At 42.4% G+C, this 20,767-nt stretch carries 12 protein-coding genes and 1 pseudogene; 11 read left to right on the forward strand and 2 right to left on the reverse strand.

Annotated elements, in window-relative coordinates; all coding sequences use genetic code 11:
* Window positions 1-15: 15 nt before the first annotated feature.
* From fucP to HMPREF1212_RS19670, 5 genes are read left to right on the forward strand one after another with little or no spacing between them, the layout of a single operon-like run.
* The gene (gene fucP, locus HMPREF1212_RS19650) at window positions 16-1,272 is read left to right on the forward strand and encodes an L-fucose:H+ symporter permease (protein ID WP_046150776.1); all 1,257 of its coding nucleotides are present in this window, start codon (window positions 16-18) and stop codon (window positions 1,270-1,272) included.
* A 19-nt stretch (window positions 1,273-1,291) separates the two neighbouring features.
* A complete protein-coding gene (locus HMPREF1212_RS19655) occupies window positions 1,292-2,308 on the forward strand; it encodes a zinc-binding alcohol dehydrogenase family protein (RefSeq protein WP_046151249.1) in 1,017 nt (338 codons plus the stop codon).
* A gap of 52 nt (window positions 2,309-2,360) precedes the next feature.
* Window positions 2,361-4,880: a GDSL-type esterase/lipase family protein gene (locus HMPREF1212_RS19660; protein WP_046150777.1), complete on the forward strand. Its 2,520-nt coding sequence runs from the start codon at window positions 2,361-2,363 to the stop codon at window positions 4,878-4,880.
* 8 nt (window positions 4,881-4,888) lie between these two features.
* Entirely contained in the window at window positions 4,889-6,328 is a 1,440-nt protein-coding gene (locus HMPREF1212_RS19665; RefSeq protein WP_046151250.1) for a tagaturonate reductase, read from the forward strand.
* Window positions 6,328-7,815 (forward strand): UxaA family hydrolase, encoded by a 1,488-nt coding sequence (locus HMPREF1212_RS19670; RefSeq protein ID WP_046150778.1) that lies wholly within the window; start codon window positions 6,328-6,330, stop codon window positions 7,813-7,815. Before HMPREF1212_RS19665 ends, HMPREF1212_RS19670 begins: the two co-directional genes overlap by 1 nt.
* Window positions 7,816-8,034: 219 nt before the next feature.
* Here HMPREF1212_RS19670 and HMPREF1212_RS19675 read toward each other — a convergent pair whose 3' ends face one another.
* Both HMPREF1212_RS19675 and HMPREF1212_RS19680 read right to left on the reverse strand, forming a co-directional pair.
* Window positions 8,035-8,967 carry an Rpn family recombination-promoting nuclease/putative transposase gene (locus HMPREF1212_RS19675; protein WP_046150779.1) on the reverse strand — a complete coding sequence of 311 codons (933 nt, stop codon included), beginning with the start codon at window positions 8,965-8,967 and terminating at the stop codon, window positions 8,035-8,037.
* A gap of 514 nt (window positions 8,968-9,481) precedes the next feature.
* On the reverse strand, window positions 9,482-10,375 hold the full coding sequence (locus tag HMPREF1212_RS19680) for a HEPN domain-containing protein (RefSeq protein ID WP_046150780.1): 894 nt from the start codon (window positions 10,373-10,375) through the stop codon (window positions 9,482-9,484).
* A gap of 127 nt (window positions 10,376-10,502) precedes the next feature.
* Between HMPREF1212_RS19680 and dinB the strand changes: the two are divergent.
* From dinB to HMPREF1212_RS19710, 6 genes and pseudogenes are all read left to right on the forward strand, one after another.
* Window positions 10,503-11,603: pseudogene (dinB, locus tag HMPREF1212_RS19685) on the forward strand (DNA polymerase IV); the annotation flags it as partial.
* A gap of 38 nt (window positions 11,604-11,641) precedes the next feature.
* Window positions 11,642-12,235, forward strand: a complete 594-nt coding sequence (locus tag HMPREF1212_RS19690) for an RNA polymerase sigma factor (protein ID WP_044191423.1) — start codon at window positions 11,642-11,644, stop codon at window positions 12,233-12,235.
* A gap of 72 nt (window positions 12,236-12,307) precedes the next feature.
* A complete protein-coding gene (locus HMPREF1212_RS19695; protein ID WP_046150782.1) occupies window positions 12,308-13,297 on the forward strand; it encodes a FecR family protein in 990 nt (329 codons plus the stop codon).
* Window positions 13,298-13,544: 247 nt separating this feature from the next.
* Window positions 13,545-16,892: a TonB-dependent receptor gene (locus HMPREF1212_RS19700; RefSeq protein ID WP_052725093.1), complete on the forward strand. Its 3,348-nt coding sequence runs from the start codon at window positions 13,545-13,547 to the stop codon at window positions 16,890-16,892.
* A gap of 25 nt (window positions 16,893-16,917) precedes the next feature.
* Complete coding sequence (locus HMPREF1212_RS19705) at window positions 16,918-18,549, forward strand: RagB/SusD family nutrient uptake outer membrane protein (RefSeq protein ID WP_046150783.1); 1,632 nt, start codon at window positions 16,918-16,920, stop codon at window positions 18,547-18,549.
* A 1-nt stretch (window position 18,550) separates the two neighbouring features.
* On the forward strand, window positions 18,551-20,608 hold the full coding sequence (locus HMPREF1212_RS19710; protein ID WP_046150784.1) for a family 20 glycosylhydrolase: 2,058 nt from the start codon (window positions 18,551-18,553) through the stop codon (window positions 20,606-20,608).
* Window positions 20,609-20,767: the final 159 nt, after the last annotated feature.

Genomic DNA, 20,767 nt, shown 5'->3' on the forward strand with positions numbered 1-20,767 from the left:
TTAAAATAAATCACCATGAAAAAGAACAACTACACATTACCACTGGCTCTGATATTCAGTCTTTTCTTTCTATGGGCGATAAGCAGTAACCTGTTGCCTACGATGATCCGGCAGCTGATGAAGACTTGCGAACTGAATGCTTTCGAAGCTTCTTTCACCGAAACAGCCTACTGGCTGGCTTATTTTATCTTCCCAATACCGATCGCGATGTTTATGAAGCGATACAGTTATAAATCGGGAATCATATTCGGTCTCTTGCTGGCTGCATTCGGCGGATTGCTGTTCTTTCCGGCCGCCATCTTAAAGGAATACTGGGGTTATCTGACAATTTTCTTTATCATTGCTACCGGTATGTGTTTTCTGGAAACGGCCGCAAACCCATACGTAACGGCTTTAGGGGATCAGGAGACTGCCCCGCGCCGCCTCAACCTGGCACAATCATTCAATGGGTTGGGGGCATTTATTGCGGCTATGTTCCTTAGCAAACTGGTATTGAGTGGCGACCACTACACTCGCGCTTCCCTGCCTGCGGATTATCCGGGCGGATGGGAAGCTTATATCCAGTTTGAAACGGATTCGATGAAGCAACCGTATCTACTCTTAGCACTACTCTTAATAATAATAGCGGTTGTCTTCATCGTTTCCAAACTTCCTAAAATACAGGATGAAGAACCTTCAAAAGGAAAAAGTAATACCGGAAAACTGATCGACTTCGGCGTACTGAAACGTTCGCATCTCCGTTGGGGAGTGATCGCACAGTTCTTCTATAACGGTGGGCAAACAGCTATCAATAGTCTGTTCCTCGTGTATTGTTGCAGTTATGCCGGATTACCGGAATCTACGGCAACTACATTCTTCGGACTTTATATGCTGGCTTTCCTGCTTGGCCGCTGGATCGGGACATTGCTGATGGTGAAGTTCCGCCCACAGGATATGTTGCTGGTATATGCCCTGTTGAATGTTGTTCTTTGCGGGGTGATCGCTTTATGGGGTGGTACGATCGGGCTCTATGCCATGCTGGCGGTCTCTTTCTTTATGTCGATCATGTATCCGACACAATTCTCACTGGCGCTAAAAGATTTGGGTGATAATACCAAGAGCGGGGCAGCTTTTCTGGTGATGGCAATCGTAGGAAATGCCTGTTTGCCACAACTGACAGCCTATGTGATGCATCATTTCGAAGCTATTTACTATGTAGCTTACCTGATTCCGTTGATTTGTTTCCTGTTCTGTGCCTGGTACGGCTGGAAAGGATATAAAGTAGTTGATTAATCTATAATATATAATGTATATGAAAGCAATTCAAATTCCGGCTCCTGCCGACTTACGGGTAGTCGATATAGAAAAACCGGAAGTTAAGAGTGGAGAAGTTCTTTTGAAGATCAAATATGTAGGCTTTTGTGGTTCCGACCTGAACACTTTCCTGGGGCGTAACCCGATGGTGAAACTGCCTGTTATCCCCGGACACGAAGTAGGTGCAACGATTGAAGCAGTAGGCACGGATGTGCCGGCCGGCTTCATGGCTGATATGCCGGTAACCGTCAATCCTTACACCAACTGCGGTACCTGTGCAGCCTGCCGCAACGGACGGGTGAATGCGTGTGAACACAACGAGACTTTCGGCGTACAACGCAACGGCGCAATGAGCGAATACTTATCCCTACCCTGGCAGAAAGTAATCCCCGCCGACGGTATTTCCCCACGCGATTGCGCCTTGATCGAGCCGATGAGCGTGGGCTTCCATGCAGTTTCACGCGGACAGATAACCGATATCGATACTGTTCTGGTAATCGGTTGCGGGATGATCGGCATCGGAGCTATTGTACGTGCCGCATTACGAGGTGCAACTGTCATTGCCGTAGACCTTGACGATGATAAACTGGCGTTAGCCAAACAGATCGGAGCAGACTATACGATCAACTCAAAGACGGAAAACCTGCATGAACGTCTACAGATAATTACCAATGGCTTGGGGCCGGATGTCGTCATAGAAGCGGTAGGAAGTCCCGCCACTTACATCATGGCCGTGAACGAGGTTGCCTTTACCGGACGCGTAGTGTGTATCGGTTATGCAAAAAGTGAAGTAACTTTCCAGACAAAATACTTTGTACAGAAGGAGTTGGATATACGCGGTTCACGTAATGCATTGCCGGAAGATTTCAGGGCTGTAGTACGTTATCTCCAACAAGGTGATTGTCCACTGGAAGAGTTTATATCCAATATAGTACACCCGGAAGAAGCACTTAACGCGATGCAGCAATGGAGCGCCGCTCCGGGTAAAGTATTTCGTATTCTTGTAAAGTTCTGAGATATCAAAAATTTATTTACCTTCGCACGAATCAAGAATCGAGATAAGTAAAATGAAAAAGCTAATCAATCTGATCGTATTATTCCTGCTCGTCAGTCTTAATGGATGGGCGCAGGACGCTGCCGAAGTGATTCGGGTGGCATGTGTGGGAAACAGTATTACTTACGGTGCCGGGATAGCGAACCGTGACCGTGATAGTTATCCGTCCGTACTCGGGCAAATGCTCGGACGGGAGTATGAAGTGCGCAACTATGGCTTCAGTGCCCGAACGATGCTGATGAAAGGAGATCATCCGTATATGAAAGAACAGATGTTTAAGGATGCACTCGGTTATAATCCGAACATCGTTGTGATTAAACTCGGAACAAACGACTCAAAGTCATTCAACTGGAAATATAAAGCAGGATTATCCGGAGATATTCAGACAATGGTGAATGCATTTAAGGCATTGCCTTCGAAACCGAAGATATATCTTTGTTATCCACCAAAAGCCTATGTCAGCGATCAGGGTATCAACGATAGCATCATTGCTGCCGGAGTTATTCCTGTTATCGAACAGGTTGCAAAACGGAATAATCTTCCTGTGATAGATTTGCATACGGCATTAAGCGGAATGAAAGAACACTTTCCTGATAATGTGCATCCCGACCCTGCCGGAGCGCATAAGATTGCAGAGACAGTTTATAAAGCGATTACCGGAGAAGAGACGGCTCATCAGATGCAAGCCTTCCCCGGTTTCAAAAGTGAATGGAATGGTTGCGACCGCTATGATTTCCAGTTTAGAGGACGGGATGCGATTGTTGTTGTTCCGAAACAGGCGGCTAAAGGCAATCCGTGGATCTGGCGTCCGGCTTTCTTCGATGCTTTTCCAAGTGTAGATAAAGCGTTACTTGAAAAAGGTTTCCATGTGGCTTATTACGATCTGACACATGCCTATGGAAACCCGCGTGCAGTCGCCCTGGGTACGGAGTTCTATAATTATATGAAGGATTATTATAACCTCTCTCCTAAAGTAACACCGGAAGGTTTCAGTCGCGGCGGACTTTATGCATTAAACTGGGCAAGTAAAAACACGGATAAAATAGCCTGCATCTATATCGATGCACCGGTATGTAATGTTTTCAGCTGGCCGGGAAGAAAAAATACAGAGCTATGGAACGGTTTGCTGAAAGAATGGAACCTGACAGACGAAGAGATGAACTCGTTCAAAGGCAATCCGATCGATAACCTGGAGCCATTGGCTAAAGCGGGCATTCCTATTATCAGCGTTTGCGGAGATAGCGATCAGGTCGTTCCGTTCAAAGAGAATATGGACGTGGTGCGTTCCCGTTATCTGGCATTGGGCGGCCCGGTAGAACTCATTATCAAGCCGGGAGTAGACCATCACCCGCATAGTCTGGAAAATCCTGAGCCGGTTGTCGACTTTATCATCCGTCACCAGCCGGAATATGAGAAATACTTACATTATAATATACGCGGCAGCCTGCAAAACTCATTCGTCAAGTTTGAGAAAGAACGTAAAGGGCGTGTCGCCTTCCTCGGGGGATCGATTACAGAAATGAACGGATGGAAGAACATGATCGAGAAGCAATTGCAACAACGTTTCCCCTACACGACTTTCGAGTTTGTGGAAGCAGGCATCGGATCTACCGGAACAACGCCGGGATCTTTCCGTATGCAAAACGATGTTCTGTCGAAAGGAAAGATCGATTTGCTGTTTGTGGAAGCTGCCGTGAACGATCATACCAACGGCTTCAGTGCACTGGAACAGGTACGCGGCATGGAAGGCGAAGTTCGTCATGCCCTGACAAGTAACCCGCAGATGGATATCATTATGTTGCATTTCATCTATGATCCGTTTATCCCGATGGTTGCCAAAAGACAACAACCGGATGTAATACTGAATCATGAACGGGTAGCAAACCATTATCTGATTCCTTCCGTCAACCTCGTTCAGGAGATAGGCGAACGGATGCAGGACGGTGAGTTCACCTGGGAACAGTTCGGCGGCACTCATCCCCTGCCCTTCGGACATAAATTCTATGCAGCAGCTATCAACCACCTGTTCGATAGTATGTGGAAAGGAGTTACTCCCGATATGCCTGTCACAGCACATGAGATACCGGAACAACCGCTTGATGCATACAGCTATTATAACGGCGACTTTATCGATCTGCAGGAAGCAAAGCTGAATAAAGGTTGGAAGTATATCCCTTCATGGCGTGCGGATAATACATATGAAAAGAGAAAAGGCTTCGTCGATGTACCGATGCTCGAAGCTACCCGTCCGGGAGACAAGCTGACGCTCGACTTCGAAGGAAAGGCGATCGGTATCTTCTGCACCCCGGGCCCGACAGCAGGGATCATTGAATACAGCATCGACGGTGCACCGTTCAAAAAGCTGGATACATTCACTGAGTGGAGTAAATATCTTTATATCCCCTGGGTATATATGTTGGAAACAGAATTAAACGATACAAACCATAAGCTGGTACTCCGTATCTCGAAAGAGAAGAACCCCGATTCTTTAGGGACGGAATGCCAGATACGGAACTTTGTCGTGAACAGATAAAGATCAAAATGAAAGAATTAAACAGGCAGCATGTCCCGGTCGTTACCCGGCCGGAACGTATCATACAGTTTGGAGAAGGTAATTTCCTTCGGGCATTCGTGGACTGGATCATCCGGAACATGAATATGAAAACAGACTTCAACAGCAGTGTCGTAGTCGTCCAACCCATCGAGAAAGGGATGGTCGATAGGCTCGGCAAGCAGGACAACCTGTATCATGTCAACCTGCAGGGACTGGATAAGGGCGAAGCCGTCAACAGCCTTGAACTGATCGACGTGATCAGCCGTTCGCTAAATCCATATACGGATCACGATGCCTTTATCCGACTGGCGGAACAACCGGAAATGCGTTTCGTTATCTCCAACACGACCGAAGCGGGAATAGCCTTCGATCCTTCCTGCAAACTGAATGATGCACCGGCTGCCTCTTATCCGGGCAAACTGACGCAACTGCTTTATCACCGCTTCAAAACCTTCAACGGAGATAAAAGCAAAGGACTGATCATCTTCCCCTGCGAACTGATCTTCCTGAACGGACATAAGCTGAAGGAGACAATCTACCAGTATATCGACCTCTGGCAACTGGGCGACGATTTCAGAAACTGGTTTGAAGAAGCTTGCGGTGTTTATGCCACGTTGGTAGACCGTATCGTTCCCGGTTTCCCGCATAAGGACATCGATGCGATCAAAGAGAAACTACAATATAACGACAACCTGGTGGTGCAAGCCGAAGTATTCCATCTGTGGGTTATCGAAGCTCCGCAGGAAGTGGCAAAAGAATTCCCTGCCGATAAAGCAGGTCTGAATGTCCTGTTCGTTCCTTCCGAAGCGCCTTATCATGAACGGAAAGTGACCTTACTGAATGGCCCGCACACCGTTCTCTCACCGGTGGCTTTCCTTTCGGGAATCGATATCGTAAGGGAGGCCTGCCAGGATGAAGTGATCGGGAAATACATCCATAAAGTCATGTTCGACGAATTAATGGAAACATTGAACCTGCCTAAAGCTGCACTCGAACAGTTCGCCAACGATGTATTGGATCGTTTCAACAACCCGTTTGTCGATCATCAGGTAACTTCCATCATGTTGAATTCTTTCCCTAAATTCCAGACACGCGACTTGCCGGGATTGAAAGAGTACCTGAAACGAAAAAGGGAACTCCCGCAAGGACTCGTCCTGGGACTTGCCGCCATCTTAACTTATTACAAAGGTGGTAAGCGTGCAGACGGAACAGCAATCATCCCGAACGATGACCCGAAGATCATCTCTCTGATGAACAATCTTTGGGCGACAGGTTCCACCCGCGAAGTTGCCGTTAATGTATTGGCGGCAGAAGATATCTGGGGAGAAAACCTGAACGAAATCCCCGGCCTGACAGACCGGATTGTTTACTATCTGGATGCGATTCAGGAAAAAGGAATGCGTGAAGTAGTAAAAGAAATCCTCTGATGAAAAAGTATATCCAAATAAATCCTGCCGATAATGTGATCGTAGCTATCGATCCGCTATCGGCAGGAGATAATATCACCGTAGGAACTACAACGATCACCGTCAGTGAAGACATTCCAGCCGGTCATAAAGTAGCTCTGCAGAATTTCAGAACTGGCGATCCTGTTATCAAGTATGGTTTCCCGATCGGGCATGCCTGGAATGATATCCCCATAGGCTCCTGGGTAAATGAGAAAAATATCAAAACAAACCTGGAAGGATTGCAAGACTATACCTGGCAACCGCAGGAAACTGTTCTGAACATTCCCGACCAGGGTCTGACCTTTAACGGCTACCGTCGAAAGAATGGTGATGTGGGTATTCGTAACGAGATTTGGATCATCCCTACGGTAGGCTGTGTAAACGGTATCGTTAACCAATTGGCAGAGACTCTCCGTCGGGAAACTTCCGGCAAGGATATTGACGCCATCGTCGCATTCCCCCACAACTACGGCTGCTCACAACTGGGCAACGACCATGAGAATACCCGCAAGATCCTGCGTGATATGGTAAAGCACCCGAATGCCGGTGCCGTGCTGGTAGTCGGTCTGGGATGTGAAAACAACCAACCGGATTCCTTCCGTGAATTTCTAGGCGAGTATGATACCGACCGTGTCCGCTTCCTGGTTTGCCAGCAGGTGGAAGATGAACAGGAAGAGGGAATGAAACTCCTGCATGAACTATACGCCATCGCTTCCGCCGATAAACGCACATCCGTCCCGTTGAGCGAGCTGCGTGTCGGATTGAAATGCGGAGGATCGGACGGCTTTTCCGGCATCACCGCCAATCCGTTACTGGGAGTCTTTTCCGACTTCCTGGTTGCGCAGGGAGGGACAACCGTATTGACGGAAGTGCCCGAAATGTTCGGTGCCGAAACACTCCTGATGAACCGTTGCGGAACGGAGGAGTTATTCAACAAAACGGTTCACCTGATAAACGACTTCAAAGCCTACTTTCTGGAAAACAAACAACCGGTATACGAAAACCCTTCCCCCGGCAACAAGGCGGGCGGTATCTCCACCCTGGAAGAGAAATCCCTCGGTTGCACACAGAAGTCCGGCAAGTCGGCAGTAAAGGATGTCCTTATGTATGGCGACAGGCTTTCAACCAAAGGGCTGAATCTGTTGAGTGCGCCGGGAAACGATCTCGTTGCCAGCACAGCCCTGGCTGCATCGGGTTGCCACCTGGTTCTGTTCACCACCGGACGGGGAACGCCTTTCGGTACTTTCGTCCCGACCGTCAAGATCTCCACCAACAGTCCGTTAGCGAAAAACAAACCCGGATGGATCGACTTCAATGCCGGAACATTAACAGAAGGTGTATCTATGGACACACTCTGCAAACAGTTTATACAATTCATCCTGAACGTAGCCGAAGGTAAGCAGACAAACAACGAACAGAAAGGTTACCGGGAGATTGCCCTGTTCAAATCGGGAGTGACTCTATAAATAATCAAAACGTCACCCTCGCCTTAGTTGTAGAGTCACCAAACTGCGTTCATGCATTCATAACACCTTGCAGGTATTGATTAATAATGAATAGATTGATGAAGCCACTTTGCTTTTCGCTTTCATAGAGCTTTCATCATTAGAAATGACAGAAATAAGAAATCAGCAAAGTGATCCAATGATTCGAACACTTTGCTGATTTAATATCGTACGAATAAATTACAATTCACCAATTTCTTCAACAGACAGACCGGTACATTGGGCGATCGTTTCGATATTGACTCCCTGCTTTTTTAAATTGGCAGCGATCAGACGTTGTTCTTCAATTTTACCTTTTTCCATCCCTTCCTCATATTTCGTCTCCATGCAGGCACATAGATCGCGCTCGGTGGACAGGCTGAGTTCATAGGCTAGACGCTCATCGAGAGTCATGCGCTCTATCTCCACGATGCTTTTAAGCTTCTGGAAAATCTGTTCGTTCAGTTCTTTGGGTAATCGTTCCAAGATATCGATATTGTTTAGTACGAATAAAAACTTCTTATATAATGTATCACATTCGGAGAGCTTCAAGCCAAACTTGGGCATCTCCAGATAAACTTCCGTCAGCGTATCACTGAAAGGTATTTTCAGTTCACGATCCATACGGATCACATCCCAACGATATTTATCGGGGTGGTTCCGGTCCATGATATAGTTTAAAACACAAACGACATACACACGGTTCACCGCATAATTCCAGCGAAGCCGTTTCGGTGGCGTTTGGTTACCTGTCTCCCGGTTATCTTTCTGCTCTTTCAACTCCTGTTCCAACTGCTCCTTTGCATAAGAGGCTTGTTGCTGGATGGCGAAGGAGGCATAATATAACACCCTGTCGGAGAAATACTTTTGTGAACTTTTCTGCATCTCGACGATGATCATTTCCTCTTTATCGGTCTTGCAGAAGATGTCGAATACCGCTCTGCGGTCATTCCGACTCAATCCCAATGCTTCCACATTGCGAAAGGTGATGTCGGTAATCGCTTCGTCAAGCAGACTGTTCAGGAACTTGATAATTATGTCCTTGTTGATCTCGCTTCCGAAAATCATCTTAAACCCGGTATCTGTATAGGGGTTGATAAACTTCTCCTTTGGAGGGAAAAACACTTCGTTCATAGCTAAGATAATTTATATGGTTGACTCCTGTTGCCACTTTGACAACATGGGATGCAGCAAATATAAATATTTCGCGAACAATAACAAAGAGAAGGGATACATTTATTGATACGAATATGATTTTGACGCGGATGGCACGGATAAACATGTTACTAATCCGTGTTTATTACTGTATCATATATTGTGATACTAAATTATCATATATTATGATATTAAAGTACCATATATTATGACATAACATTGTCACAATATATGTGACTTACCAGTCAACAATCCTTCCGGATGCAAATGGCACAGGTGACATGGATTTAGAAAATACTGAACCCAAATGACAGGTTTTGTAGAGGCGGGGTTTGCCCGCCCTTTGCGACAATAATATAACAATCGGTGAAAAAGGGCGGGCAGACTCCGCCCCTACAAACGACGCTACATTCAAATCTGGCAAGAGCTGAAACATTCATATTTGGCAATAATAGCGCCAACCGACAACTTAAAAAATATTTTTCCGGAAATCTTACATATTAATCTTTTCTTCGTACTCCTTAATCCTCATGTCACAAATCCGTATCGTAATATTTCTGAGCAATTCTACTTTCGGGACAAGCTTATCAATATCCTCTTTAGTAACAACAAAGTACGGATTATACCGAGCTTCTACATAGGCTGCCTTAAGTAATATAAAAAGTCGTTTTTCCTCAAGTGTATCCTGAGGAAAAACTGTTACTAAATCCTCTGAATACCTTTTAGTGGAAGAGGATAGTTTAGAAAGGTTATGTTGTTTATTATTTCGCAATGTAAAAGTTAAGCGGATAGCATAGTAGTAATTCTCACAAGCTTGGTGAAGATAAAAAGAAGCTCTTTTATAGTTTTCTCTATTATATGCATTGATAGTATCTACTAAAAACTCATTTGCTTCATTTAATTTCTCATTAAAATACTCCTGAGCCTGCTCCTTTATCTCCGCAAAGTTTAATTTACGACGACGAGCCAGCTTATATTTCCCGCTGTTATACAAGACTACTCCTTCCTGCTTAATTTGAGTATAGAAATATCGTCCCTCTTCTAAGTATTTATTAAGCATCTTAATATCATCGTTGATAAACTCAACAGGAGTGTCACGGTCAAAATCCTTTCCGGCGAAAAAGATATCTTCAACGTTATCCAGAACTGTTTCCACCTTCTTACTGTTAATGCCGCTTGTTATCACATAAATATCATAATCGGATATTTTGACGGTAGGAATACCGCCGTCTTCAATCCGAAGACTACGACGTACATAATTACCTCTTGCATAACTACCATACAGAATAATAAACTCTGTCTGAGGTAACCGCTTTAATATCTCTTTAACCAGAAAGTTCAGATCTTCCTGTTTGTCTTTCGGTAAATAAGTTATCGAGTCCTTCATGATGTCTTTATTATATCGATGTTAAACGTACAAAAGTACAAAAAGATTATTTCACATCTGCCAAGAACAGAGCATTATGAATCTCCCTTTTTTTCCTATCTTTGTTTAGGAAAAGGAGGGTCAGACGGAACGTAAAATCATACATATAGATATGGATGCATTCTATGCATCGGTCGAACAACGGGATAATCCGGAGCTGCGCGGAAAGCCTTTGGCCGTCGGTTATTCGGAAGAACGCGGTGTGGTTGCCGCTGCCAGCTACGAGGCACGCAAGTTCGGTGTACGTTCTGCGATGTCGTCGCAGAAAGCCAAGAGGTTATGTCCGCATCTGATCTTCGTTCCCGGAAGGATGAGTGTCTACAAAGAAGTTTCTAACCGGATACACGAAATATTCCATGATTATACAGATATCATAGAACCTCTCTCCCTGGATGAAGCCTTTCTGGATGTCACCGTCAATAAGAAACAGATCCCGCTGGCCGTCGATATCGCCAAAGAGATCAAACAACGTATCCGCCAGGAGTTAAACCTGGTTGCCTCAGCCGGTATCTCCTACAATAAATTCCTTGCCAAAATAGCCTCTGACTACCGCAAACCGGACGGCCTATGTACTATCCATCCCGACCAGGCACTCGATTTCATCGGCCGTTTACCGATCGAGTCTTTCTGGGGAGTCGGCCCTGTCACCGCCAAAAAGATGCATACGTTAGGCATCCACAACGGCGTTCAATTGAGAGAATGTTCTTTGGATATGCTGACCCGCCAGTTCGGGAAAGCGGGTATCTTGTATTATGAGTGCGCCCGAGGGATAGACCTGCGCCCGGTCGAAGCTGTCCGTATCCGTAAATCCGTCGGTTGTGAGCATACGCTGGAGAAAGATATCTCCCGCCAGTCGTCCGTTATCATCGAGCTTTATCATGCGGCCACCGAACTGATCGGTCGTCTCCAGCGAACGGGTTTCAAAGGAAATACCCTGACATTAAAGATCAAATTCCACGATTTCACCCTCAAAACCAAAAGTATCACACAGCCCCGTGAACTGACCACCCTGAACGATATTCTTCCCCTCGCCAAACAATTGCTAAAGGAAGTCGATTACACCACCCACCCCATCCGCCTGATCGGCCTTTCAGTTTCAAATCCCCAGGAAGAAAGGGATGAAGAGGAAAGAAAAGAGCGCTGGGAACAGTTAAGTTTGGAGTTCGGGGATTGGAAAGTTTCATATTAAAGCTATATTTGCACAAAATCTAAAAGAGATACTATTATATGCACAAGCGGTTCCTCTCCATATCCGGGCAAACCGATGACGAATTACTTATTCTTTTGCAAAAAGGAAATGAGAGGGCTTTTACTGCAATTTATGAACGCTATCACAAACTTCTCTTTGTGGTGGCATATAAGTACTTAAAAGACAATGACAGTGCTAAAGACGCTGTTCAGCAGATATTTCTGAAACTATGGGAGTCGCGCACACTCTTCAGTATAAGTATCAACCTGAGAAATTATCTGTATACTATGTTGAAAAATCATCTGCTAAATGAGATCCGAAATAATTACACGGCTCTGGAAAAGAATTATGAACTGGCACAGGAAGCGATCGAATATGAAAATGAAATATTATCGAAACTGGAAGAAAAAGAAATGACCGAGCAATTATACCGAGCCATCAACGATCTTCCGGAGCAAAAAAAGGCAGTCTGTCTGTACAAGTTAAGAGACAACTTATCAAATCTGGAAATTGCAGAGAAAATGCAGATATCCATACCAACTGTCAAAACCCATTACTCGCAGGCTATCAAGCTGCTTCGTGAGCATTTCGATAAATTGTTAATCTTGTTACTTTCCTCCCTTTTCCTCTGAAAAGAGAAAAAGAGTAACAAACACTCATACTATCAGCTCAGTTATGTGTCAATTAAGAAAACAAAAATAAAAATGAAAGCACCGGATAAACATATCATCGACAGAACTCTCAGTAATACGGCTACCCCGGAAGAAGCCCGTCAGGTAATTCGTTGGTTCTCCACTCCTGAAGGTGCAAACTATCTGTCTTCGTTAATGGATGAAGATATTGATACAATTCAGCCAGGTAATGAAGAACTATATGCAGAGCGGACTATTCCTTCTGATGAAATGTATCAGTACATCATGAAAAGAATCCATCTGCAAAAAAGAAAACGAATGCTTTTCCGTGCAGCCGCCATTCTAATCCCTTTTCTCTTCCTTCTCGGCCAGTTCTGGTATATAGATAAACGTATCGATCTTTTTGCCGACTCCGGTTATGAAGAAATATATGTACCCAAAGGCGAACGTATGCAACTGATCTTCCAGGACGGCTCCAGAGCCATGCTCAATGCCGAGACACGCATCAAATACCCGCGGAAATTCGGTTTCTCCGAACGCAAAGTCGAATTGGAGGGAGAAGCGTTTTTTGAAGTGTCTCCAAACAAAGATCGCCCATTTATTGTAGATCTGAAAGATGTCAGTGTAAAAGTATTAGGTACAACATTTGATGTAAAAGCATATATTACAGATCCGAATATTTTTGTTTCACTGGAAACCGGGAAAGTAGCACTAGCTAACAATACTCGTCCGCTTGGTCATCTAAAACCGGGGGATAAAGCAACATACAATCGTAAAACAGGCTTATGTAAAATATCCAGACCCGAAAACATAGAACAGAACTCTGCCTGGAAACAGAACCAGATCATATTCAATAATACTCCTCTATCTGAAGTCATAGAAACTCTGTCACGCTGGTATAATGTAGAGTTCACTGTTGTGGATTCTTCTGCTCTATATTACAACTATACATTGACTTCGACCAATCAGGAACTTCAGATAATACTTAAAGATCTTGAGAAAATAACGCCGATACAATTTACAGAGGAAGAAGGAATTATTAAAATAAAGAGAAAAAAATAAGACATTTTACATTTCTGACTCATACTTTTTCTCTTATCATGTGTCTATTATACAAAGCACTGGTAAGACTCATTCTTATCAGAGGAAATCGAGATAAGACTATTTTGTTTAACCTTTTAAAATAAAGACTGTATGAACAACACAACCTAACAAGCTCAAAAAACAACCGGAAATGTCCCCACATTCCCGGTTATTCGCAGTACTGAAATTTAGTTCAATTTCTAATACATTAATTCATTTCAAAAGTATGAAAAAAAACTATTTGTGCCTCATATCTAGGTACCTTTTAATATTAATTGAGAAAATTCCGAATGCAATGAAACTGACATTCTTTTTTCTGGTTATTTCTTTGTTAACTTTCACAGTAAAGGCTTCTGCTCAAAAAGTGTCTATTTCCTTTAATAATGCAAAGGTAGAAAAAGTACTATCTTCCATTTCCAAGCAAACAGGACTTAGTATAGCATATAGCAAACAGATTGTAAATCTGGACAGAAAAGTTAGTATTAAAGTTGAAAATGCAGATGTTAATCTGGTATTGGAAAAACTTATAGCAGATACTAATTTAAATTATGAAATCAAAGACAACAAGATCTATCTTTTCGAGAAGGAATCGGACGGATCGACTCCCGTAACGACACAAAAGAAAAAAATAACCGGAGTTGTTACCGATTCCAACGGAGAGACGATTATTGGTGCTAACATCATCATTAAGGGAACAAACATCGGTACAACTACAAATATCGATGGTAAATTCTTTCTGGAAGTCTCCCCCAACGATCTGTTAGTGGTTTCTTACTTAGGTTATGAGTCTCAGACTATCTCTGTCAGCAACAAAACGAATTTTACAATTAAACTGTCTGAAGATCAATTAGCATTAGATGAAGTTATCGTTGTTGGATATGGTGTTCAACAAAAAGCGAATCTATCCGGAGCTGTAGCCCAATTAGACAGTAAAGAACTGAGCAATCGCCCAATCACAAACATCTCATCCGGCATTCAAGGATTAATGCCCGGTGTAACCGTTACGACATCGGAAGGACGTCCGGGACAAGATAACGGTTCAATCCGCATACGTGGTGTAGGGACATTAAATTCTTCAGACCCTTATGTTCTTATTGACGGAATAGAAAGTGGCTCTATGAACTCCATAGATCCGAATGACATTGAAAGCATCACTGTTTTAAAAGATGCTTCTTCTGCTGCAATTTACGGCTCCAAAGCATCGAACGGTGTTATATTGATCACTACTAAACGAGGAAAAACCGGTAAACCTCAAATATCTTATAATGGATATATTGGGATCCAGAACCCTACAGCAATGATTGATCTTCTTTCTTCGGCTGATTATGCAACATTATACAACCAGGCATTAACGGCAGAAGGAAAAAACCCCCGTTTCGATGAAAAAGAAATACAGAAATTCAGAGACGGCTCAGATCCTTACAAATATCCTAACACGGACTGGCAAGATCTGGCATTCAGGACTGGGGTGCAACATCAGCACAATGTAAACGTTAGTGGAGGTACCGATAATATAAGATATCTGGCATCTGTAGGATATTTAAATCAATCAGGGATTCTGAGAAACTCCTCCAGAAACCAATTCAATGCACGGACAAATCTGGATATAAAACTTTCAGAAAAATTAAATATCCGAATGAATATGGCTTATTTTAACAACACATATTCTGATCCAAATAGTTGTCTTATCCCTGGTAATTCGGATTTACTGATTCGTGAAGTGAACATTGTAGCTCCTTGGATCCCATACAAAAACGAAGATGGCAGTTATGGAACCGTTTCAGATGGAAACCCCATAGCATGGTTGGATATGGATCAAACAGTAGACAACAATATTCAGAATTTCTCCGGAACTGTAGCTGTAGATTATCAAATAATTGATGGGCTTAAGGCCTCTGTACAGGGAGCATATATCACAAATAACCAGCACTACAAATCGTTTGTAAAAGATATACAGTATAACCCGATTAAATATCACGGTCCGAACGAATTAACAGAAACTGTTTATAACTGGAACCGCTCCAATCTGGATGTGCTATTGAATTATGATAAAAGGCTCAACCTACATGGATTAAAAGTATTACTAGGTTATCATTTGGAGAAATATAATTATTATGAGAACACAATGTTCCGTAAAGGTTTTCCAAACAACGATCTTACAGATATGAATGCCGGTACAGCCTCTACACAAACCAATGGTGGTTTTACACGCGAGTTAGCCATGTTATCCTATTTTGGACGTATCAACTATGATTACGACAATAAATACTTATTCGAAACAAACATCAGAGCTGATGCTTCTTCCCGCTTCAGCCCGGATAATCGTTGGGGATATTTTCCTTCTCTATCAGCTGCCTGGCGCCTAAGCGAGGAAGATTTTATGGAAAACGCGAATGAATGGATGAACAACCTGAAAATAAGGGGTTCATGGGGCTTTTTAGGAAATCAGGATGCACTAAATGATTATTATCCATGGATGAATACCTATTCTATTGGGGCAAATTACCCGTTCAATAACAATTTATCAACAGGATATTATCAGGAAAACTACAGACTTGCAAGTATATCCTGGGAAAAGGCACGTACATGGGGCATTGGTCTTGACATGACCTTAATGAATAAAATAAATTTCTCTATGGATTATTACGACCGCAAAACGACAGATATCATCATGGATGTTCCTGTTCCCTCTGAATTTGCACTAGGTGCATATAAAGATAATGTAGGAGCAATGGTTAACCGTGGTATTGAAATTGCACTTGGATACAATAACAGATGGAAAGACTGGAGCCTGTCTGTCAACGGTAATTTTACGTACAACCGGAATGAGATCATGAATTTGGGAGGCGTACAACGTATGATCGACGGAAATGATATTAAACAAATAGGTTCACCGATTAATTCATACTATGCATACAAGGCTGTTGGATTTTTCCAGTCAGATGCAGAAGCACAAGCATATATGGATAAATACAAAGGGAAAGAGGGTTATCCGTTTACATCAGACTTCAAAGCTGGAGATATTATATACTCAGACACAAACGGAGACGGAAAAATGACCTCAGAAGATCGCGTTATTTGCGGTAGTAAAGACCCCAAATTCACCTATGGTTTAAATATTAATGCAGGATGGAGAGGGTTTGACCTTTCTGCCATATTTACAGGAGCTGCCGGAGTTTCCCGCTTCTTCAACACACAAATGTATGGTGAATTTTCCGGAGATACCACTCATCCGTCTACAGCATGGTTGGATGCCTGGTCTACAGAAAACCCTGATGGGAAAATGCCCCGGGTTGCAGTAAATTCACCCAGTAGCTCTATGAATACAGTCTCTACATTTTGGATACAAAATGCAAACTTCCTCAGAATGAAAAGTATTCAGCTAGGTTATACAATTCCCGCTGAATGGATAAAACCATCAGGATTATCCAACTTGAGAATATACTATTCCGGTGAAAATCTTTTTACAATCGATAATTTAATGATCAATGTAGATCCGGAAGCTCCGGAGGGACGCGGATCACATTATCCACTGGTACAAACTCATTCTATCGGTGTTAATTTAACATTCTAAATTACATAACTATAAATTATACATCATGAAACATTTATTATCATATATATTGATCAGTTCTACCATTGTTGTATCTACTACATCCTGTTCAGATTTTCTCGATACTGCACCTTATGATGCATTATCTCCAGCTACTACCTGGAAAAGTGAAACTGATGCCAGAAGTTTTGCTGTCGGTTGTTACAATAAATGGCTTGACGGATACACAATTCTCTATCAGGACTGCGCTTCCGATATTGGTTACAATAATTTCCCCTGGGAAAAATGGACTGTACACGGAAATGGAAAGCTCAGTGCTTCCAATACTGGTGCCAGTTTCTACGATTTCACAACAATTCGTCGTTGTAATGATTTCCTGGAAAACATAGAAAATATATCATTTACTGACGATGCGGAAAAAAAAGACTTGATTTCCCAGATAAGAGCAATACGGGCCTATAAGTATTTTGAAATGAACTTCTGGTATGGCGGTGTTCCCATTATAGCATCCTATATTACTGCAGAAGAAGCAAAAGTTCCCCGCAATACGGAAGAAGAAGTAAAAAAATATATTTATGATGAATTGGATGCTTTGATCCCAGACCTGAAAGAAACACCTTCTGAATCGGGGAGAGTGGCTAAAGCTACCGGCTTGGCGATCAAAATGAGATCTGCTCTCTACTGGGGAGATTATCAACGTGCTAAAGATGCTGCTCAGGCAATTATAGACATGAAAAAATATGATCTGCATCCTAACTATGCAGAGCTATTCACATTAAAAGGGAAAAGTTCGAATGAAATAATCTTGTCTGTGCAATATCTCGAAAACCTCCAAGGATTAGGAGTTATCGGACAAATGTATAACAACGCAGATGGAGGATGGTCGTCTATCGTTCCAACCCAGAATTTAGTAGATATGTATGAAATGAAGGATGGATCGACAAAAGAGGAATCAGATATATACGACCCTAAATATCCCTTCAAAGATAGAGATCCTAGAATGGAAATGACAATTTTGTTCCCTGGACAAATGTGGCAGGCGCAAGGAAAAGATGCTGTAATTCTTAATACTTTAGACAAAGAAATTAATGGCATCAGCAATGACAATTATCCTGAAGGATTAGATAATGCATCTAAAACGGCTCTTTCATGGTCTAAGTATCTGGCACCAATGGATCAATATAGCAATATATGGGACACAGGTGCTTGCCCAATCGTATTTCGCTATGCGGAAGTTTTACTTTCCTTTGCTGAAGCAGAAAACGAACTGAATGGTCCATCAGATGATGTATATAAAGTACTGGACAAAATCCGTGCCCGAGTAAGCATGCCGACTGTAAACCGGACTAAGTACGGAACTAAAGAAACACTTCGAGAACTGATCAGAAGAGAAAGAACAATAGAATTGGCAGGAGAAGGCCTTCGCAAAGCAGACATCCTCCGATGGAAAGATTCCTCGGGGAAAATGCTGGCAGAGAACTTGCTGAATAGTAATTTATACCGTATTACGGGGACAATAAATTACAACGAAGCAGATCCATATAAAAGAGCTGTAATCGAACCAGGAGTTTTATCTCTGATCGAAACCCGGAAATTCGCTCCTTACAATCGATATTTGCCTATTCCACAGTCAAGTATTGATAAGAATCCGAATCTTAAACAAAATCCAGGTTATTAAAATGAAGATACAGTTAATTGCAATCATGCTATTACTCTTATCCAATATCAATGGAAAAGAGCTTGACAATGTATTCCAACTAGTACCTACACCTCAAAAAATAGAAGTAAAAGGAGGAAAGGCTTTACATTATGGAGAGTTAACTTATTTAATATCCACCCATAATAACAAGATTCCGGTGCTTCCCCCCATATTAGATGCTTTGCCACAAACTGAAAAACCAGGTAAAGGTGTACAATTAATAATTACGGAAGAAGGAGTTCCTTCTTCCGTTGAAGGGTATGTATTAGATATTAGTTCAAAAGGAATTACTATAGCATCCAAAGATAAAGCTGGAATTTTTTATGGTTGTCAGACATTAGAGCAGTTATTGGAAGATAGTCGGGATTTCAAACGCAGTATTCCAGAAATGATCATCACTGATTATCCAATCTTAGCTTACAGAGCCATTCACTTCGATACAAAACACCATCTAAATCGGATGGAATATTATTACAAGGCGATGGATCGGTTGGCCAGATATAAGATCAATGCTGTAATTTGGGAACTGGAAGATAAACTCCGCTATATTCGCCGCCCGGAAATAGGAGCACCTAATGCTATCAGCAAAGAAGAAATGATAGCCCTTTGTCGTTATGCACGAGATAGAAATATTGATGTTTCACCTCTTGTTCAAGGTTTAGGCCATGCTTCTTATATTCTGAAACACCATTGGGAACTACGGGAAGATCCGGCAAGCGACAGAGACTTTTGTCCTGCAGATCCCAGAACGTATGAACTCCAATTTGATTTATACCAGGATGCCATCGAAGCAATGCCCTATGGAAAATATCTTCATATAGGAGGAGATGAAGTTCAGTCTATCGGTATTGATGAACGATGCAAAGCTACAGGTAAGACTCCTTTTGAATTACAAATGGATTGGTTGCAAAAAACATGTAGCTATGCGACAGGGCATGGACGCACTCCTATCTTTTGGGATGATATGCCTCTGAAGCACGCAGGTTTATGGGATATTCTCCAAAACGATACTCTTCAAGGGAAAGAATTGGATATTCAATGGAATACCCAGAAACTTGATGAAGCCATTAATCTATTTCCTAAAGATTGTATTTATATGCGTTGGAAATATGAACAAGCCGTGACTCCTATCCATCAGAAACTTCTAAATTGGTATAAAGAAAAAGGCCTGAAAGTAATGGCTGCAACAGCCGCTGCTACCGGAAACAGTCTTTACCTTCCCAGAGAAATTGAAAGAACTGATTTCATAAAAGGGTTCTGTGGTATCACTGCAAAAAATAATTTGACAGGGATTCTGGCTACAACCTGGGATGACGGTTCGCCACATGCAGAAGCCGTATGGCGTGAGTTTATTGCTCTGGGAGAATATAGTTGGAACCCTACTGGCAAAGACAGGAAATCTTTCAGCCTGGCACATGGTCAAAGAGAGTTCGGCTTTTGTCCGGCTGATTCATTAACGGAATTTATAAATGATCTGAAAGCTTTAGCAGACTTTTTTGACGAAGCGCTGGTCACAAGTGGAAGAAGAAATCCGGCATGGGGTGTTACGCCTTTTACCTTATTAGATATGCCTGATCCTAATAATCCGGGAAAATGGAGTTTAAATAACGGCAAAAGGGTGGAAGATGCAACAACAGCAATCAAAAGATATGAAAAGATTGATTCTATCCTCAATCTCGGGGAAAAAGTTGCTTTAAGAAACAGATATACACTTCAAGTATACAGACAAACAGCCCATTTGTTCGCATTTTCTGCAAAAGTTATAATTGCTCTTCATAAATATGATTTAGCAAGTACTTCTGTACAAAAAGAGCTGGCTCTTTCCGAAATAAGCAATTTATGCAATTATTTCAATGTAATGAGAAGTCAATTTGAAAATGTTTATTCTGAAATACGCTTCCTATCCGTAGCAGACGGCTATATAGAGGAGGTTGATTCTAATAAACATCTTTCGGCAAGGACAAATAATAGTGACTGGATGTTTTACTTTGAAATTCCTATGGTAAAACAATTGAAAAAATGGATTTCTAATTTATAAAAATACAATTTAGAGAAAAGGAGGAAGTAAAGTCCTCCTTTTTTGTAAAAACGATTCCCTTTCTCATATAGCTCATACAAGCTTATAATCTACATTTTCACAAAAGACTTTTTCTCCACCATATCATCTTTCTATTTTCTTTATATTTACATCCGAAAT

The organism is Parabacteroides sp. HGS0025 (assembly GCF_000969845.1).
Classification (GTDB): domain Bacteria; phylum Bacteroidota; class Bacteroidia; order Bacteroidales; family Tannerellaceae; genus Parabacteroides; species Parabacteroides gordonii.

Excerpts from the sequence above, each read along its gene's own strand:
- fucP (WP_046150776.1), top strand. The coding sequence starts at position 16 with ATGAAAAAGAACAACTACACATTACCACTGGCTCTGATATTCAGTCTT.
- HMPREF1212_RS19655 (WP_046151249.1), top strand. The coding sequence starts at position 1,292 with ATGAAAGCAATTCAAATTCCGGCTCCTGCCGACTTACGGGTAGTCGAT.
- HMPREF1212_RS19660 (WP_046150777.1), top strand. The coding sequence starts at position 2,361 with ATGAAAAAGCTAATCAATCTGATCGTATTATTCCTGCTCGTCAGTCTT.
- HMPREF1212_RS19665 (WP_046151250.1), top strand. The coding sequence starts at position 4,889 with ATGAAAGAATTAAACAGGCAGCATGTCCCGGTCGTTACCCGGCCGGAA.
- HMPREF1212_RS19670 (WP_046150778.1), top strand. The coding sequence starts at position 6,328 with ATGAAAAAGTATATCCAAATAAATCCTGCCGATAATGTGATCGTAGCT.
- HMPREF1212_RS19675 (WP_046150779.1), bottom strand. The coding sequence starts at position 8,967 with ATGAACGAAGTGTTTTTCCCTCCAAAGGAGAAGTTTATCAACCCCTAT.
- HMPREF1212_RS19680 (WP_046150780.1), bottom strand. The coding sequence starts at position 10,375 with ATGAAGGACTCGATAACTTATTTACCGAAAGACAAACAGGAAGATCTG.
- HMPREF1212_RS19690 (WP_044191423.1), top strand. The coding sequence starts at position 11,642 with ATGCACAAGCGGTTCCTCTCCATATCCGGGCAAACCGATGACGAATTA.
- HMPREF1212_RS19695 (WP_046150782.1), top strand. The coding sequence starts at position 12,308 with ATGAAAGCACCGGATAAACATATCATCGACAGAACTCTCAGTAATACG.
- HMPREF1212_RS19700 (WP_052725093.1), top strand. The coding sequence starts at position 13,545 with ATGAAAAAAAACTATTTGTGCCTCATATCTAGGTACCTTTTAATATTA.
- HMPREF1212_RS19705 (WP_046150783.1), top strand. The coding sequence starts at position 16,918 with ATGAAACATTTATTATCATATATATTGATCAGTTCTACCATTGTTGTA.
- HMPREF1212_RS19710 (WP_046150784.1), top strand. The coding sequence starts at position 18,551 with ATGAAGATACAGTTAATTGCAATCATGCTATTACTCTTATCCAATATC.